Below are 17,605 nucleotides of genomic sequence, written 5' to 3'. Positions count from 1 at the left end.
GAAACCATGTCTACTCAAAATACCACTCAGCTTACGATTACCCGGCCCGACGACTGGCACCTGCACTTGCGCGATGGCGCGGCACTAGAGGCCGTGGTCGGTGATACGGCCCGCCAGTTTGCGCGCGCGATCATCATGCCCAACTTGAAGCCGCCGGTGACCACGACCGAGCAAGCGCTGGCCTATCGCGGCCGGATCATGGAGGCGCTGCGCAAGTCGGGCGGCAACCCGGCTGCTTTCACTCCATTGATGACGCTCTATCTGACGGACAACACGCCTGCGGAAGAAATCTACCGTGCGCATGAGTCGGGTCAGGTTCATGCCGTGAAGTTGTATCCCGCAGGCGCGACGACGAACTCCGACGCGGGCGTGACGGATTTGCTGGGCAAATGTTCGCCAGCGCTAGAGGCGCTGCAGCGCTGCGGCATGCCGCTGCTGGTGCATGGTGAAGTGACCGACCCGGCGATTGACGTATTTGATCGGGAAGCCATTTTCGTTGATCGCGTGATGAAGCCGTTGCGTCGTGCATTTCCAGACTTGAAAGTGGTGTTTGAACACATCACGACGAAAGAGGGCGCTGAGTATGTGCGCGACGCCGAAGGGCCGATCGCAGCGACGATCACGCCGCAGCACATGCTGTACAACCGCAACGCGATTTTCCAAGGTGGCGTGCGGCCGCACTTGTATTGCCTGCCGATTCTGAAGCGTGAGGTGCATCGCCTGGCGCTGGTCGAGGCGGCCACCAGCGGCAGTCCGCGTTTCTTCCTGGGCACCGACAGCGCCCCGCACGCACGTGGCCTGAAAGAGCACGCTTGCGGCTGTGCAGGTTGCTACACCGGCTTACATGCCATGGAGTTGTACGCCACTGCGTTCGAAGCGGTTGGCAAGCTCGACAAGCTGGAAGGATTCGCCAGCTTCCATGGTCCGGATTTCTATGGTCTGCCTCGCAACACAGGCACGTTGACGCTGACGCGCGAGACGTACGTGGTGCCTGAAGAACTGGAATTCGGCAATACGACGCTCGTGCCGTTGGCCGCAGGCGAAACATTGGGCTGGCGCGCCCACACTTGATACCTATGCGGACCTGCTGTGGTCCGTTCGTATAAAACAAAACGGGGTGGACGGCTATTGCCATCCACCCCGTTTTGATTGATGCCCTCTCCCTCTATATATATAGAGGGCTCATCACAGCGTGCCTTCGCGGCGCGCTTCCAGCAATTCCCAGCGCGCAAAACGTTCTTCGAGCTCGCTTTCCAGCTTGGCTAATTCGGCGTTGATGCGTTCCACTTCTGCAGGCGCATCGCGATACAGGCTGCCGTCCGCGAGTTTGCCGGCAAGTTCGGCCTGTTGCGCTTCGAGTGCGGCGATGGCGTCTGGCAACCCTTCAAGTTCGCGCAAGTCCCACGCGTGCATCTTGGTGGCTTTGGCGGGCTTGGGCTTCGCAACCTTGGCGCGCGCGGCGCTTTCGTCGACCGGTTTGAGGGCGCTGTCGGTGTCGTCGGCAGGAGCGGAGCGCGCCGGGCGCTGGGCAACCCATTCGTCGTAACCGCCCACGTAATCGCGCCAGCGGCCATCGCCTTCATAGGCGATGGTCTGCGTGACAACGTTGTTCAGGAAGGCGCGGTCGTGGCTGACGAGCAGTACGGTGCCGGAATACTCTTGCAGCAGCTCTTCAAGCAGCTCCAGCGTTTCGATATCCAGGTCGTTGGTGGGCTCGTCCAGCACGAGCACGTTGGCAGGGCGGGCGAACAAGCGGGCCAGCAGCAGACGGGCGCGTTCGCCGCCGGATAGGCTGCGTACGGGGGAGCCGGCGCGGGCGGGGGAAAACAGGAAGTCGCCCAGATAGGTCATGACGTGTTTGCGCGTGCCGCCGATTTCCACCCATTCGCTGCCCGGGCTGATGATGTCGACGAGCGTGGCGTTTTCATCCAGCTGCGCGCGCATCTGGTCGAAATAGGCGACGGCGACGTTGGTGCCAAGGCGCGTAGTGCCCGTGTCGGGCTGCATTTCGCCCAAGATCAGTTTGAGCAGCGTGGTCTTGCCCGCGCCGTTCGGGCCGACGATGCCGATGCGGTCGCCACGCAAGATGGTTGTGGAGTAATCGTCCACAACAATCTTGTCGCCGAAGGTTTTGCCGACGTGCTCAAGTTCGGCCACGAGCTTGCCGGAGCGTTGGCCTTCAGCCAGCGCCAGCGATACGTCGCCAACGCGTTCGCGGCGTTCCGCACGCTGCACACGCAAACTTTCAAGGCGGCGGACGCGGCCTTCGTTGCGAGTGCGGCGGGCTTCAACGCCCTTGCGAATCCAGACTTCTTCCTGTGCCAGCAGCTTGTCGAAGCGGGCCTGCTCCAAGCGCTCGGACTCTAGCCATTGGGCTTTGCGTTCTTGCCATTGTGAGAAATTGCCGGGAAAGCTCAGCAAGCGGCCGCGGTCGAGTTCAACGATGCGGGTGGTGACGGCATCCAGAAAGCGGCGATCGTGGGTGATGATGACCGCGGCGCCTCGCCAGCTGAGAAGCATCTCTTCCAGCCAGGCGATGCCTTCGAAGTCCAGGTGGTTGGTGGGTTCATCCAGCAGCAACAGGTCCGGTTCTTCGACCAGCGCGCGCGCCAGCGCGACGCGCTTGCGCGTTCCGCCCGACAAGCCGGCAATTTGCACATCCGCGGGCAGACCCAGTTTTTCCAGGACGGCGCGCACTCGCGATGGGCGCTGCCAATCTTCGTGGTCGCCGTCGATGTTGCAGACCACATCGAACACGGTGGCATTTTCGTCCAGCTCGGGTTCTTGTTCGACCGTTGCGACGCGCAGCCCTGAAGTGCGGGCGATGTCGCCATCGTCGGGTTGGGTTCTGCCGTCGAGCAGTCGCAGCAACGAGGACTTGCCGGCGCCGTTGCGGCCGATAAGGCCGATGCGCTCGCCAGCCTGAATGGCGAAGTCGGCGTGATCCAGCAGCGGGTGGTGGCCATAGGCCAGCTGGATGTCGGTCAGGGTGATGAGAGTTGCGATGGCCATGTAGTAGGTAGTGTCTGCGGCTTCTAAGCGGATCAAGTCGTATTGTCGCAGGAACATCGGAAGCCCGTTTTTGGACCTCAGATTCGGGGGCTTCTGGGGACGGAGCCGCGACCTGTAATAGAATACGAACCGCAAGGCGGGTCGGGCGATCGCGGTGAATGCAAATTCATCGAGGAAGGTCCGGACTCCACAGGGCAGGATAACGGCTAACGGCCGTCCGGTTGCGTCTTCGGGCGCGGCTGAGGAATAGGGCCACAGAGACGAGACTGCGGGGTGGGCGTGCATGCACGCACAGATACGGCTATCTCCGTATCGCGGGGTTCGGCAACGAACGTCGGCATCGCAGGGTGAAACGCGGCAACCTCTATCCGGAGCAACATCAAATAGGCATGCGTGCGGCCCTCGGGTCGCGAAGGGCGGCTCCGTCCAAGCATGCGGGTAGATGGCTAGAGCGGCTCAGCAATGATCCGCGCAGAGGAATGATCGTCCGCCAGGGAAACCTGGTGTACAGAATCCGGCCTATAGACCCGTCTTGCATTGAATTCCCCACGAAATCGCTGGCCAGGCTGAAAGCCTGGCCTTCAGGGCATCGGCCGCAGCATTTTTGCCTGCGTTGGGCCGCGAAGCCTTGCCAGCCGGCGCAAGAAGGCCCTTCGTAAAACAATGCAAAGCCATTGTTAGCCGCGACTTCTGAAGAAGGACATTTAGATACTGCTGCAACCTCCTGATTTATTAGGGGGTTTTTCTTTTTGCGAATTTACATGTTGATCTAAGTCCTTGTTGTGATTGAAAAAATTGCAACCACGCGCTTGACCGCCCCTGTGCCATACCGTAGAGTGGGAAATAGTAGGAAATTGTGCAATTAAGTGGGGTAAAAGTGGTGTTTCAGGGAAGCAGTGCGCTCACGCTGGATGCCAAGGGACGGATCTCGATTCCGACCCGGCATCGTGACGCGCTGGTGTCGCAGGCCGATGGCCGGCTGACCCTGACCCGCCACCCCGACGGCTGCTTGCTGGTGTATCCGCGGCCGGAGTGGGAAAAGAAGCGCGAGCAGATCGCGGCTTTTCCCATGACGGCTCGTGCATTGCAGCGGCTGTTGCTGGGTAACGCTCAGGATGTGGAACTGGATGGCTCAGGCCGGGTTCTGATCGCTCCTGAACTGCGCAACGCTTCCGGTATGACGCGCGATGTGATGCTGCTCGGTCTGGGCGCGCACTTCGAGCTGTGGGACGCCGCTACTCTGGCCAGCCGCGAGGCTGAGGACTTGGCCAAGGGTATGCCGGATGTGTTGAATCAGTTTTCGTTCTGAAAAATTTATGGAATTCGAACATCGGCCCGTTCTGCTGGAGCCGACAGTGGATGCGCTATTGCTGGCCGACTTCGGCGGCAAGGGTGCAACACGGTCGCATATGCAGACCGAGCCGGCTGCGGCTACGCGGTCAGAAAGCGGCGTCTTCGTCGACGGCACCTTTGGGCGTGGCGGGCACAGTCGCGAACTGCTTGGACGCCTGGGTAAAAACGCCCGGCTGGTGGTGTTCGACAAAGACCCCGAGGCGATCGCCGTAGCCCGCGAGTTGGCGGCAGCGGACCCCAGGGTCACCGTAGTCCATGGGGGCTTTGCCACCATGGCAGAAGAATTAGAGCAGCTCGGCATCGGCAAGGTCGATGGCGTGATGCTGGATCTGGGCGTTTCGTCGCCTCAGATTGATGACGCAGAGCGCGGCTTCTCGTTCATGAGAGACGGCCCGCTCGATATGCGGATGGACACCACACGTGGTCCCACGGTGGCGGAATGGCTGGCGCAAGCCAGTGTGGATGAGATGCGGGAGGTCATAGCGGATTATGGCGAAGAACGGTTTGCTTTTCAGGTTGCAAAGGCGATTGCTGCTCGCCGCGCAACACGGCCGCTGTGCACCACGCTCGAGCTTGCCGAGTGCGTCGCCAGCGCCGTCCGCACGCGCGAAAAGGGGCAACATCCGGCCACACGCACCTTTCAAGCTCTACGGATTTACATCAATCGGGAGCTCGAAGAGCTCGCGCGCACCCTCGCGGCAGCTCTAGATCTGCTTGCCCCGGGAGGGAGGTTGGCGGTGATCAGCTTTCATTCGCTTGAAGACCGCATGGTCAAGCAGTGCATCGTGGCGGCGGCTCGGCCGGCTGCTGCGCATGCACGCTTGCCGCTGCGCGAAAGCGAAATGCCCCAACCCATCCTGCGTTCCCTGGGACGCATTCTGGCCGAAGACGAAGAAGTCTCGGCCAATGCCCGCGCCCGATCCGCCGTCTTGCGCGTTGCCGAACGCACTGAAACGCCGCTGCCCGCCGAGGGCGGCTTTGCGTTTGTGAAGATCGGCTCGCTGCCCGGCAGCGACCTGGCACCGCCGCCTCGCCGCGGTGGCAAGGGGGGGCGCCGGTAATGGGTCGCGTCAACCTGATCGTTGCGGCTTTACTGATGCTGTCGGCCATTTCTCTGGTCACCAGCCGGTATCAGTCGCGCCAGCTCTTTGTAGAGTTGGGACGCGATCAGGCCCAGGCGCGCGACCTGGAAACCAATTGGCGGCGGTTGCAGCTTGACCGCGCCGAACTCGCCCGCAATGCGCGGGTGGACGCCATTGCTCGTGATGGTCTGAAGATGATTTCGATCGTCCCGGATCGCACGCTGTATCTGAATCAGGCGCCTGTCTCCGCTACCGGAGGCGCGCAATGAAACGCGTTCCCTTCTTCGACAATCCCGTGTTGCGCGGACAGTTGCCCAACTGGCGCGCGCGCCTTGTGTTGATTCTGCTGTTTGGCGGATTCACCGTGCTGGCCGGCCGCGCGCTGTTCCTGCAAGGGTTGTCGACGGAGTTCCTGCAGCAGCAGGGCGAGCGACGCTACGAACGCACGCTGACGCTAGCTGCCACACGAGGCAAGATCACGGACCGTAACGGCGCTGTGCTGGCATCGAGTGTGCCGGCGCGCGCGATCTGGGCGATTCCCGAAGATGCCAAGCAATCGACGCCTGCGCAGTTGGATGCGTTGGCCAAACTGCTGGAAACGCCGATTGCCGACCTGCGTCATCGCCTGGTCGATGAAGACAAGAATTTTGTGTACCTGAAGCGCCAGGTCTCGATGGATGTGGCCGACAAGATCAAGCTGTTGGGCCTGCCCGGCGTGCATCAGCAGCCTGAGACGCGGCGCTATTACCCTGACGGCGATGTGATGGCTCACGTGGTGGGCTTTAACAGCGTAGAAGATCAGGGCCAGGAAGGCGTTGAGCTGACCTTCAATCAACAGTTGCAAGGCCGTCCGGGCAGCCGCCGTGTCATCAAGGACCGGCTGGGCCGCGTGATTGAAGACGTGCAGGCCGTGACCCTGCCAGTCGATGGCCGCGATCTGCGCCTGTCCATCGACACTCGTTTGCAGTACCTGGTGTTCAAGGAATTGAAGGACGCCATGGACAAGCATCAGGCCAAGGGCGCAACCGCCGTAGTCGTGGACGTGCAGACTGGCGAAATCCTGGCGCTGGCAAATGTGCCCACCTTTGACCCGAACAAGCGCGAGAGCTTTCACGGATCAAAGCTGCGCAATCAGGCGATCACCGATACGTTCGAGCCCGGCTCGATCATGAAGCCCTTTACCGCCGCGCTGGCGCTGGATCTGGGCCGCATCACCACAACGACTCTGTTCGAAACGGGCAATGGCCGCTTCAACTATCAAGGCAGCACGATCAGCGATGTGAGCCGCAACGGCACGCTGGACGTGGCTGGCGTGCTGCGCAAATCAAGCAATATCGGCATGACCATGATTTCGGAGAAGCTGGATTCCCGCGAAATGTGGGATCGCTTTACGGAATTGGGGTTGGGTCAAGCGCCGCAGGTGGGATTTCCCGGTGCGGCTCCGGGGCGGTTGCGTCCATGGGATCGCTGGCGCCTGATCGAAAAGGCGACCATGGCTTACGGCTATGGCCTGTCGGTGTCACTGCTGCAAGTGGCGCGCGCCTACACGGTGTTCGCCCGCAATGGCGACATGGTTTCGCTGACGCTGGTGAAGCGCGACAGCGACCCGACGAGCGTCAAGATCTACACGCCCAAGACGACCGCCATGGTGCGCGCAATGCTTGAAGCCGCCGCGGGCCCCGAAGGCACGAAGGCTGCTCAGGTGCAGGGCTACCGCGTGGCGGGCAAGAGCGGTACGGCGCGCAAGATCGTTGACGGCAAGTACAGCATGCAGCGTTACCGGAGCTCATACGTGGGCTTCGCGCCGGTGTCGGACCCGAAGATCGTCGTGGCTGTGTCCATCGACGAACCGACAGTTGGCGGTTATTACGGCGGCGCGATCGCCGCGCCCGTGTTCTCTCATATCGTGGGAGGGAGCTTGAGGCTGATGGGGGTGCGTCCGGACGCGCCTTTTGAATCCACGATTGTTGCTGGTCTCAAGGAGCCAGGCAGATGAGCGCCAAAGGCTTCCTCTCTCCTCCCGCCGCCACGGTTGAAGACACCGTGGCGTGGTTGCATGCGCGCGTCTCGTTGACGGCGCACCTCAAGCTGGACTCTCGCGATATCGAGCCGGGCGATGTGTTCGTCGCGTGCCCGGGTCTATCCAGCGATGGACGTCTCTATATAGATAAGGCGTTGGCGCTGGGCGCCAGCGCGGTGCTGTTTGAAGCCCCCGCCGATGAGGCCCTTGTGGCCGCAGCGGGCGATACGCCGATGTTGCCGGTAACCGGTTTGCGCGCTCTGTTGGGCGAGCTGGCCGACACGTGGTACGGCAAGCCGTCCGCCGCGCTGGCAGTGGTGGCAGTGACGGGCACGAACGGCAAGACCTCCTCGGTGCAGTGGATTGCCCACGCACTGAGCCGCAATGACAAGCCTTGCGGAACCATCGGCACCTTGGGCGCCGTGTTGCCCGATGGGCAGACGCTGGGCGGCGACCTGACGACGCCGGATGTGCTGACCGTGCATCGCACGCTGGCCGCGATGCGTGACGCCGGGGCGCGTGCTGTCGCCATGGAAGCGTCGTCGATTGGTATCGAGCAAGGCCGCATGGACGGTGTACGCATTGCATTGGCTGCGTTCACCAACCTGACGCGTGACCATCTTGATTACCACGGCACGATGGAACGCTACGAAGCTGCCAAGGCGCGCTTGTTCCGCTGGCCGGGTCTGACGGCAGCGGTCGTCAATGCCGATGATGAAGCCGGACGCCGTCTGATCGCTTCCATGCCTGCAAACATGAGCGCGATGGGCTACAGCCTGAGCGCCTCGCCTGAAATCCCTGCCGCCATGCGTGCGCGGGATTTGCAGGCTACGTCGCAAGGCCAGATCTTCACCTTGGTTTCGCCGCATGGCGAGGCCCAGATCGTGACGCGCCTTCTGGGCGCGCACAATGTATCGAACCTGCTGCTGGTTGCGGGCGTGTTGTACAAGCTGGGTCTGCCGTTTGCGCAGATAGCACGTGAACTGGCCGCGACCGATCCGGTGGATGGCCGTCTGCAAACCGTGGAATCGGTGGCGGTTACCACGCAGGCCAGTTCCGGGCGCGGCCCCTTGGTCGTGGTGGATTACGCGCACACGCCGGATGCGCTGTCTCGAGCACTGGCCGCGCTGCGTGCGGTGGCGGTTGCGCGTTCGGGCCGGCTGATTTGCCTGTTTGGTTGTGGCGGTGAGCGCGATCCGGGCAAACGCCCGGAAATGGGCCGCATTGCCGCAGAACTGGCTGATCATGTGGTGGTGTCCAGCGACAATCCGCGCACCGAATCGCCTGAGTCCATTGTTGAACAGATTCTGACCGGCATTCCGCAATCGGCGCATGCCGATGTTCAGGTTGATCGCGCACGCGCCATCATGCAGACCATCTGGTCCGCCTTGCCTGAAGACGTGGTGCTGCTGGCCGGTAAGGGGCACGAGACCTATCAGGATATCGGGGGCGAAAAGCTGCCCTTTGACGACCGGGAGTGGGCACGGCTGGCGCTGCTGCTTCCGCAAGTCAAAGGCGTGTCGACCGATACCCGCCGTATTGAAGCTGGTGAACTGTTTGTGGCGCTGGTCGGAGAAAACTTCGATGCGCACAACTATTTGGATCAGGCTGAAGGGCGCGGCGCTTGCGCGGCGATCGTCGCACATGCTGTATCCGATTCGCGCTTGCCGCAGTTGGTGCTGGGTGATACCCGCGTTGCGCTGATGCGTATCGGCGCCGCCTGGCGAGCCCGGTTCACACTGCCCGTGGTGGCGGTGACGGGCAGCAACGGCAAGACGACGACCAAAGAAATGATCTCGGCCATGCTGGCCGACTGGAAGGGCGAGGCGGCCCGTCTGGCTACTGCCGGAAATTTGAATAACGATATCGGCGTGCCGCTGACGCTGCTGCGTTTGCGCCCGGATCATCGCGCTGCGGTGTTTGAACTGGGGATGAACCACCCCGGCGAAATCGCGCAGTTGGCGGCGATGTCTGCGCCGACGGTCACGTTGGTGACCAACGCGCAACGCGAACATCAGGAATTCATGCACACCGTGGAAGCGGTGGCTTACGAGAACGGTGCCGCGATCAGCGCCTTGCCCGACGACGGTATTGCCGTCTATCCGGGCGACGAACCGTATTCGGCCATCTGGGATTCGTTGGCTGAACCGCGCCGCGTCCTGCGTTTTGGTTTGCAGCCGGGTCTGGATGTGTATGCGGAACAGATTCACGCTGGCGTGGACGCAACGCGCTGCCGTGTGGTCACGCCTGTTGGCTCCGCCGATCTGGCGCTCCCAGTGCCTGGCTTGCATAACCTGCGCAACGCATTGGCAGCCATTGCCAGCGCCATCGCCGCAGGCGCGCCGCTGGATAGCGCGGTGCGGGCGTTGGCGGGCTTTGTGCCCGTTGCGGGCCGCATGCAGCACAAACAATTGAGTGACGGAACGTTGCTCATTGATGACACCTACAATGCCAATCCCGATTCGGTTCGTGTGGCCATTGACGTGCTTGCGCGCATTGCCGGCAAGCGTGTCCTGGTGTTGGGCGACATGGGTGAAATTGGGGACAACGGTCCTGCCTTGCATGCCGAGGCGGGCAATTACGCGCGTGAGCAAGGGCTCGACGCGCTCATCACGCTAGGCGAAGCCAGCCGGGCGGCCGCGGCCGCATACGGCGATGGCGCGCACGCCTGCGCATCGGTAGACGAAGTGGTTGCCGCCTTGCGCGGCTTGCGCCCGTCCTGCGTATTGATAAAGGGATCGCGCTTTATGCGCATGGAGCGGGTAGTGAAGGTTTTTACTTCGAATGAAGGGTCGGCAGCCACAGGGCAGGGAGAGCACCATGCTGCTTGAAATCGCCCGTCTGCTTTCCGATGACGTGCGCGCGTTGGGCGTGTTCGAGTACATCACTTTGCGCGCCGTGCTGGCGTGCGCGACGGCGTTGCTGATCGGCCTGGTTGCCGGTCCGCGTGTGATTCGTAAATTGACCGAGATGAAGATCGGCCAGGCCGTGCGCGCCTATGGTCCGGAAACGCATCTGGTCAAGAACGGCACCCCGACCATGGGCGGCGTGCTGATCCTGATTTCGATCGCCATCAGCACTTTGCTGTGGGCGGATTGGACCAACCGCTTTGTGTGGGTGGTGCTGCTGGTGACCTTTGGCTTCGGCTGGATCGGCTGGATGGACGACTACCGCAAAGTTGTTCACCGCGACCCCGAAGGCATGCCCGCCCGCCAAAAATTCTTCTGGCAAGCCACGATCGGCATCGTGGCTGCGGTGTATCTGGCATTCGCGGTTTCCGCGCCCGCCAACACCGAATTGTGGCCCTTGTTCAAGGCGTGGGTCGGTAGCGGCTTCACGATGCCATTGCCGACGCGTGCCGACTTGATCGTGCCGTTCTTCAAGACGGTGAGTTATCCCTTGGGCGTGCTGGGTTTCGTGGCGTTGACGTGGGCCGTGATCGTGGGCACCAGCAATGCGGTGAACCTGACAGATGGCCTGGATGGCCTGGCCATCATGCCTACGGTAATGGTGGGCAGCGCGCTGGGCATCTTTGCCTACGTGGTGGGCCGAGTCGACTATTCAAAGTACTTGCTGTTCCCGTATATCCCCGGTGCATCCGAGCTGATGGTGTTATGCGCGGCGATCGGGGGCGCGGGGCTGGCGTTTTTATGGTTCAACGCGTATCCGGCGCAAGTGTTCATGGGCGACGTCGGAGCCCTGGCTCTTGGTGGCGCGCTGGGCACCATTGCCGTCATCGTGCGCCAGGAAATCGTGCTGTTCATCATGGGCGGCGTGTTCGTGGTTGAAACGCTGTCCGTGATGATTCAGGTGACCTGGTTCAAGTACACGAAGCGACGTTATGGAACAGGTAGACGCATATTCCGCATGGCGCCGTTGCATCATCACTTTGAAGTGGGTGGCTGGAAAGAAACCCAAGTGGTCGTGCGTTTCTGGATTATCAGCATGATGCTGGTGCTGATCGGCCTCTCTACTCTGAAGTTGCGATGAACACGATGGAAACCTCTCACGCTGACGCGCCGCTTGTCCTGATCCTTGGATTGGGCGAGACGGGTGTCGCCGCCGCTCGCTGGAGCGCCCGCCTGGGCGCCCGCTTGCGTGTGGCCGATACGCGCGTGGCGCCGGGAGGGCTAGAAGCGTTGCGCAGTGCGTTGGCGCAAAACGAAGTGGAATACCGCTTGGGTTGCGACGCGTCTTTTGACGTGGCGCTGCTGGATGGCGTGAATCAGGTGGTGCTGAGTCCTGGCCTGATTCCGACTCAGGCGCCTGCTGCCGACCTGCTGCGCGAGGCTGAAGCCCGCGGCATTGAGGTTGTGGGCGAAATCGAATTGTTTGCACGCGCGCTGGCCGATCTGGCTGAAACGCGCGAGTACCGTCCGCGCCTGCTTGCCGTGACCGGAACCAACGGCAAGACCACCGTGACGGCTCTGACGCGCGAGCTGATTGACGCAAGCGGCTTGTCGGTTGTGGCGGCCGGAAATATCAGCCCCGCCGCGTTGACCGCGCTGATGGATGCTCTGGACGGCGACGCGTTGCCGCAGGTTTGGGTGTTGGAACTGTCCAGCTTCCAGTTGGAAACGACGCATTCGCTGATGGCGGACGCGGCCGTAGTGCTGAATGTTTCGCAAGACCATCTGGACTGGCATGGCAGCATGGATGCCTATGTGCAGGCCAAGGCGCGACTGCTGAAGATGGCGCGCATCGCGATCGTGAATCGCGACGATGCGTACACGCTGGACATGGTGCCGGCGGTGAACGCGCTGAATGTGCGCACCTTTGGCCGCGACATGCCCGAATTGGTTGGCGACATGGGCCTGGAATTGGGGCAGGGCGTGGCCTGGCTGGTCGCATCCGAACCTAGCGATTTTTATGAACCGCCGGCCCCTGTGCGCCGCAAGAAGGATGCGCCGGAACCCGTTCGCGCCAATGGACGCATGAGCCGCCTGATGCCGGTGGATGCTTTACGCATTCGCGGCATACACAATGCCTTGAATGCGCTGGCTGCCTTGCAACTGGCCCGTTGCCTGGACTTGGGCTGGGGCGCCATGTTGCGCGCCTTGCGCGATTACGCCGGCGAACCGCATCGCGCGGCGTTTGTGCGCCAGATTGGCGGCGTGGACTACATCAACGACAGCAAAGGCACGAACGTGGGCGCCACCGTGGCTGCCCTGGAAGGCCTGGGTCAGCCGGTGGTGTTGATCGCGGGCGGTGAAGGCAAGGGCCAGGACTTTTCCCCGCTGATTCCTGTGGTGTCGCGCCATGCGCGCGCCGTGATGCTGATTGGGGTGGACGGCCCTGAGATTGGCCGCGTGCTGGCGTCTACAGGCGTCAATTGCGTTGCCGCCGATTCCCTGCATGCCGCTGTGCGAGGCGCGGCCGAGCTGGCGCAGCCCGGCGATGCCGTGTTGCTGTCGCCCGCTTGCGCCAGTTTCGATATGTTCCGCAATTACCCGCATCGCGGGCAAGTGTTCGTGGAAGAGGTCGAGGATCTGGCGCGCGACCGTGGAGAGGTGGCATGAGCCTGATCGCCGACCTCACCGCCAGCGTCAACGCCGTACGGCCCGGCCGTACGCGCATGCGCAATTTCGACCTGCCGCTGGTTATCGCGGCATCGACGTTGCTGCTGCTTGGCCTGCTGATGGTGTATTCGGCATCGATCGCGCTGGCCGATGGCCCGCGCTATGCGTCTTACGGACGCTATTACTTTGTGATTCGTCACGGCCTGTTCGTCAGTGCGGGGCTGCTTGCTGCCGCTATCGTGCTGGCGATTCCGATCCGTGTCTGGCAGCGCCTGGCGGTGCCTATGTTTGTGGTCGCCATCGCATTGCTGGTTGCCGTGCTGATTCCTGGCATCGGCCGCGAAGTCAATGGCGCGCACCGCTGGATTCCCCTGGGACCGCTGAACTTCCAGCCGTCTGAATTGATGAAGCTTGCCGCGCTGCTCTATGCCGCCGATTACACGGTGCGCAAGCAGGAACATATGCAGGCGTTTGCGCGCGGCTTTTTGCCGATGGCTTTTGCGCTGGCGGGCGTGGGCATGCTGCTGTTGCTGGAGCCTGACCTGGGCGCCTTCATGGTGATCGTGGCCATTGCGATCGGCATCTTGTTTCTGGGCGGCATCAACGGTAAATACTTCAGCAGCCTGTTGGCGGTGCTGGTGGGTACGTTCCTGATGCTGATCTGGCTGTCGCCATGGCGCCGTGCGCGCCTGTTCGCCTATCTGGACCCCTGGAACGAAGACAACGCATACGGCAGCGCCTATCAGTTGTCGCACTCGCTGATTGCGCTGGGGCGCGGCGAATGGCTGGGCGTGGGCTTGGGCGCAAGTGTCGAAAAGTTGCACTACCTGCCCGAAGCGCATACGGACTTCCTGATGGCCGTGGTGGGAGAAGAGCTGGGCTTTGCCGGCGTGATGCTGGTGATCACCTTGTTCGCCATCATCGTCTATCGCGGTTTTGATATCGGCCGCCAAGCCATCGCCATGGAACGCACCTTTGCGGGACTGGTGGCGCATGGCGTGGCAATGTGGTTTGGCGTTCAGTCCTTCATCAATATGGGCGTTTGCCTGGGTTTGTTGCCGACCAAGGGTTTGACCCTGCCGCTGATGAGCTATGGCGGATCGGGGGTGGTGATGAACCTGTGCGCCCTGGCGATGCTGATTCGGGTTGACGTGGAAAACCGCGTCATGATGCGTGGGGGGCGGGTATGACCGCGACCCGCACCATCTTGATCATGGCCGGCGGCACCGGCGGCCACATCATGCCTGGCTTGGCTGTGGCCGATGTGCTGCGCGAACGCGGCTGGCGTGTGCTGTGGCTGGGCAACCCCGACAAGATGGAAGGCAAGCTTGTGCCGCCGCGCGGTATCACGCTTGTACCGTTGCGCTTTCAGGGCGTGCGCGGCAAGGGCGCTTCGGCGTTGCTCAAGCTGCCGTTCCTGTTGCTGCGTGCTTTTGCACAAGCCTGGTCGCGTTTGTCCGAAGTCCGCCCCGACGTGGTGCTGGGCATGGGTGGATATGTTGCCTTCCCGGGCGGTGTGATTGCCGCGCTGCGGGGCACTCCGCTGATCGTGCACGAACAGAACGCCGTGGCCGGCACCGCGAACAAGTGCCTGGCCAAGATGTCGCGCCGCGTCTTGAGCGGTTTTCCCGGCGTGTTGCCCAAGGGCGAAGCGATGGGTAACCCGGTGCGGGCCGACCTGTGCGCGTTGCCCGATCCGGCGGCCCGTTATGCCGGGCGCACCGGCGCATTGCGCGTGCTGATCGTGGGCGGCAGCCTGGGCGCCCAGGCATTGAACACGACCGTGCCGCAGGCGCTGGCCCGCCTGCCGCAAGAAAGCCGTCCGATGGTCATCCATCAGGCCGGCGAACAACATTTGCCCGCGTTGCAGCAGGCCTACGCTCAAGCGGGCGTGCAGGCCGACTGCCGCGCATTCATTGATGACATGGCGGGCGCCATGGGTGACGCCGATCTGCTGATCTGCCGCGCCGGAGCCATGACGGTGTCCGAAGTGGCGGCTGCAGGGGTTGCAGCGCTGTTCGTGCCGTTCCCGCATGCCATCGATGATCATCAGACCGCCAACGCGCGCTTTTTGAGCGACGCGCAGGCCGCTTGGTTGCAGCCGCAGAACGCCATGACGCCCGAGTGGCTGGCGGACTGGCTTGCCCAGCGCTCCCGACAAGAACTGGAAGCCGTGGCCGTTCGGGCCCGCGCGCATGCGCGTCCCGAAGCCGCGGCTCATATCGCCGACGTCTGTGAACAAGCAGCGGGGCGTTCATCATGAAACACAGAATTCAACATATCCATTTCGTAGGCATAGGCGGCTCTGGCATGAGCGGCATTGCCGAAGTGCTGCTCAATCTGGGCTACACGATCAGCGGCTCCGACTTGAGCGAGTCGGCCGTGACGCGCCGTTTGGCGAGCCTGGGCGTGAAGATCGCGATTGGCCACCACGGCAGCAATGTGACGGGCGCGGGCGCCATCGTGACGTCTACCGCAGTGGCAGGCGACAACCCGGAAGTGATTGCGGCTCGCGCCGCGCGCATTCCGGTGGTGCCGCGCGCCATCATGCTGGCTGAGCTGATGCGTCTGAAGCGCGGCATCGCCGTGGCCGGCACGCACGGCAAGACGACGACCACGAGCTTGGTGGCCAGCGTATTGGCTGCCGGTGACCTCGATCCGACTTTCGTGATTGGCGGCCGCTTGAATTCCGCAGGCGCCAACGCGCGCCTGGGGCAGGGCGACTACATCGTGGTCGAGGCCGATGAGTCCGACGCGTCGTTCCTGAATCTGCTGCCGGTGATGGCCATCGTGACGAACATCGATGCCGATCACATGGATACCTACGGCCATGATGTGGCGCGCTTGAAAAGCGCGTTTATCGAGTTTACGCAGCGCCTGCCGTTCTATGGCAGCGCAGTGCTGTGCTCGGACGACGCCAATGTGCGCGAGATCATGCCGTTCGTGTCGCGGCCGATCACGACCTACGGCCTGAACGAAGACGCTCAAGTGCGCGCCTATGAAGTGCAGCCGGAAGGCACGCGCATGCGCTTTAACGTGCAGCGCACGCACCGCGATACGCTGTTGCCGCCGCTGCAGGTCGAACTGAATTTGCCGGGCCTGCATAACGTGCGCAACGCGCTGGCCGCGATTGCCGTGGCGACCGAGCTGGGTGTGCCGGATGCCGCCATTTGCGAGGCGTTGTCCTCGTTCAAGGGCGTGGGCCGGCGTTTCACGCAGACGGGTGAATTCGCCGTTCCGGCCAATCATGGCGGCGGCACGTTTACCGTGATCGACGACTACGGCCATCATCCGGTGGAAATGGCCGCCACGTTGGCCGCCGCGCGTGGGGCTTGGCCCGACCGCCGCATCGTGCTGGCATTCCAGCCGCACCGCTACACGCGGACGCGTGATTGCTTTGAAGATTTTGTTCGTGTGCTGGGCACGGCCGATGCCGTGCTGCTGACCGAGGTCTATGCCGCGGGCGAGCCGCCGCTGGTTGCCGCTGATGGCCGTGCCTTGTCGCGCGCGCTGCGGGTGGCCGGTAAGGTCGAACCCGTGTTCGTCGAAGACGTGGCGGACCTGGCGCAAACGATGGTGGATTTTGTGCGTGACGGCGACGTCGTGATTGTGATGGGCGCTGGGTCGATCAGCAAAGTCCCTGGCCAAGTAGGAGAGCTGGCATGAGCACGCAATTCGGCAAAGTGGGTGTGTTGTACGGCGGCCGTTCCGCAGAACGCGAAGTGTCCCTGATGTCGGGCACGGGCGTGCAGCAGGCACTGTTGAGCGCTGGCGTGGATGCACACCTGTTCGACACCGGTGAACGCAGCCTGTCTGAACTGGCGGGTGAAGGTTTTGACCGCGTGTTCATCGCCTTGCACGGCCGCTATGGCGAAGACGGCACGATCCAGGGCGCCCTGGAACTGCTGGGCATTCCCTATACCGGTAGCGGCCCGCTGGCGTCTGCGCTGGCCATGGACAAGACCATGACCAAGCGCGTGTGGTTGCAGCATGGACTGCCGACGCCTGATTTTGAAGTGCTGGATGCCGACACGGAATTGCGTCTGGTGCCGGATCGCCTGAGTCTGCCCTTGATCATCAAGCCGCCGCATGAAGGCTCGACCATGGGCATCACCAAGGTGATGGGCTATTCCGACATGAAGGAAGCCTACGCGGCTGCGGCGCGCTTTGACAGCGACGTGCTGGCCGAGCAGTTCATTACTGGCCGCGAGTTGACCGTAGCGGTGCTTGGCGCAGGCAAGTCAGCGCGCGCCTTGCCCGTGATCGAGATCGCCGCGCCTGGCGGCAACTACGACTACGAACATAAGTACTTCTCGGACGACACTCAGTATTTTTGCCCGGCCACGTTGCCGCCTGAAGTGGCTGACGAGGTTTCCGATATTGCCGTCAAGGCATACCAGGTATTGGGCTGCGAAGGCTGGGGCCGCGCCGACTTTATCCTGGATCGCGACAACCGTCCGTGGCTGCTTGAAATGAATACCTCGCCTGGCATGACCAGCCATTCCCTGGTGCCCATGGCCGCGCGAGCGGTTGGCATCAGCTACGCCGAGTTGTGCGTGGCAATTCTGTCCGAAGCGGCGTGCAAAGTGCGCAGCCCGGCTCGTAACGCTTGACCTGGA

General features: G+C 62.5%; 13 protein-coding genes and 1 other RNA gene. 13 read left to right on the top strand and 1 reads right to left on the bottom strand.

Features of this window, described 5'->3' with window-relative positions; translation table 11 throughout:
- Positions 1-6 precede the first annotated feature (6 nt).
- A complete protein-coding gene (gene pyrC / locus RAS12_RS18130; protein ID WP_306937792.1) occupies positions 7-1,071 on the top strand; it encodes a dihydroorotase in 1,065 nt (354 codons plus the stop codon).
- A gap of 114 nt (positions 1,072-1,185) precedes the next feature.
- Here the strand turns inward: pyrC and RAS12_RS18125 are convergent, their stop codons facing one another.
- The gene (locus tag RAS12_RS18125) at positions 1,186-3,012 is read right to left on the bottom strand and encodes an ATP-binding cassette domain-containing protein (RefSeq protein WP_306951505.1); all 1,827 of its coding nucleotides are present in this window, start codon (positions 3,010-3,012) and stop codon (positions 1,186-1,188) included.
- Between the two features lie 133 nt (positions 3,013-3,145).
- Between RAS12_RS18125 and rnpB the strand changes: the two genes are divergently transcribed.
- The 12 genes from rnpB (at position 3,146) to RAS12_RS18065 (ending at position 17,599) form a co-directional block, all read left to right on the top strand.
- Positions 3,146-3,550, top strand: an RNA gene (rnpB, locus tag RAS12_RS18120) — RNase P RNA component class A.
- A gap of 342 nt (positions 3,551-3,892) precedes the next feature.
- On the top strand, positions 3,893-4,321 hold the full coding sequence (gene mraZ, locus RAS12_RS18115) for a division/cell wall cluster transcriptional repressor MraZ (protein ID WP_057287234.1): 429 nt from the start codon (positions 3,893-3,895) through the stop codon (positions 4,319-4,321).
- Between the two features lie 7 nt (positions 4,322-4,328).
- The gene (gene rsmH, locus RAS12_RS18110; RefSeq protein WP_306937789.1) at positions 4,329-5,426 is read left to right on the top strand and encodes a 16S rRNA (cytosine(1402)-N(4))-methyltransferase RsmH; all 1,098 of its coding nucleotides are present in this window, start codon (positions 4,329-4,331) and stop codon (positions 5,424-5,426) included.
- On the top strand, positions 5,426-5,716 hold the full coding sequence (gene ftsL / locus RAS12_RS18105) for a cell division protein FtsL (protein WP_306937787.1): 291 nt from the start codon (positions 5,426-5,428) through the stop codon (positions 5,714-5,716). The genes rsmH and ftsL overlap by 1 nt, the downstream gene beginning before the upstream one ends.
- On the top strand, positions 5,713-7,443 hold the full coding sequence (locus RAS12_RS18100; RefSeq protein WP_306937785.1) for a peptidoglycan D,D-transpeptidase FtsI family protein: 1,731 nt from the start codon (positions 5,713-5,715) through the stop codon (positions 7,441-7,443). The genes ftsL and RAS12_RS18100 overlap by 4 nt, the downstream gene beginning before the upstream one ends.
- Positions 7,440-10,298 (top strand): bifunctional UDP-N-acetylmuramoyl-L-alanyl-D-glutamate--2,6-diaminopimelate ligase MurE/UDP-N-acetylmuramoyl-tripeptide--D-alanyl-D-alanine ligase MurF, encoded by a 2,859-nt coding sequence (gene murF / locus RAS12_RS18095; RefSeq protein ID WP_306937784.1) that lies wholly within the window; start codon positions 7,440-7,442, stop codon positions 10,296-10,298. Before RAS12_RS18100 ends, murF begins: the two co-directional genes overlap by 4 nt.
- Positions 10,288-11,457: a phospho-N-acetylmuramoyl-pentapeptide-transferase gene (mraY, locus tag RAS12_RS18090; RefSeq protein WP_306937783.1), complete on the top strand. Its 1,170-nt coding sequence runs from the start codon at positions 10,288-10,290 to the stop codon at positions 11,455-11,457. Before murF ends, mraY begins: the two co-directional genes overlap by 11 nt.
- The gene (gene murD / locus RAS12_RS18085) at positions 11,454-12,986 is read left to right on the top strand and encodes a UDP-N-acetylmuramoyl-L-alanine--D-glutamate ligase (RefSeq protein WP_306937781.1); all 1,533 of its coding nucleotides are present in this window, start codon (positions 11,454-11,456) and stop codon (positions 12,984-12,986) included. The genes mraY and murD overlap by 4 nt, the downstream gene beginning before the upstream one ends.
- Complete coding sequence (gene ftsW / locus RAS12_RS18080) at positions 12,983-14,176, top strand: putative lipid II flippase FtsW (protein WP_306937779.1); 1,194 nt, start codon at positions 12,983-12,985, stop codon at positions 14,174-14,176. The genes murD and ftsW overlap by 4 nt, the downstream gene beginning before the upstream one ends.
- On the top strand, positions 14,173-15,249 hold the full coding sequence (gene murG / locus RAS12_RS18075) for an undecaprenyldiphospho-muramoylpentapeptide beta-N-acetylglucosaminyltransferase (RefSeq protein WP_306937777.1): 1,077 nt from the start codon (positions 14,173-14,175) through the stop codon (positions 15,247-15,249). Before ftsW ends, murG begins: the two co-directional genes overlap by 4 nt.
- On the top strand, positions 15,246-16,652 hold the full coding sequence (gene murC / locus RAS12_RS18070) for a UDP-N-acetylmuramate--L-alanine ligase (RefSeq protein WP_306937776.1): 1,407 nt from the start codon (positions 15,246-15,248) through the stop codon (positions 16,650-16,652). The genes murG and murC overlap by 4 nt, the downstream gene beginning before the upstream one ends.
- A complete protein-coding gene (locus tag RAS12_RS18065; RefSeq protein ID WP_306937774.1) occupies positions 16,649-17,599 on the top strand; it encodes a D-alanine--D-alanine ligase in 951 nt (316 codons plus the stop codon). The genes murC and RAS12_RS18065 overlap by 4 nt, the downstream gene beginning before the upstream one ends.
- Positions 17,600-17,605 lie beyond the last annotated feature (6 nt).

The organism is Achromobacter seleniivolatilans (assembly GCF_030864005.1).
GTDB lineage: Bacteria > Pseudomonadota > Gammaproteobacteria > Burkholderiales > Burkholderiaceae_B > Achromobacter > Achromobacter seleniivolatilans.
The sequence above is the reverse complement of the archived record's forward strand: the minus strand, read 5'-3'. Positions and strand labels throughout refer to the sequence as shown.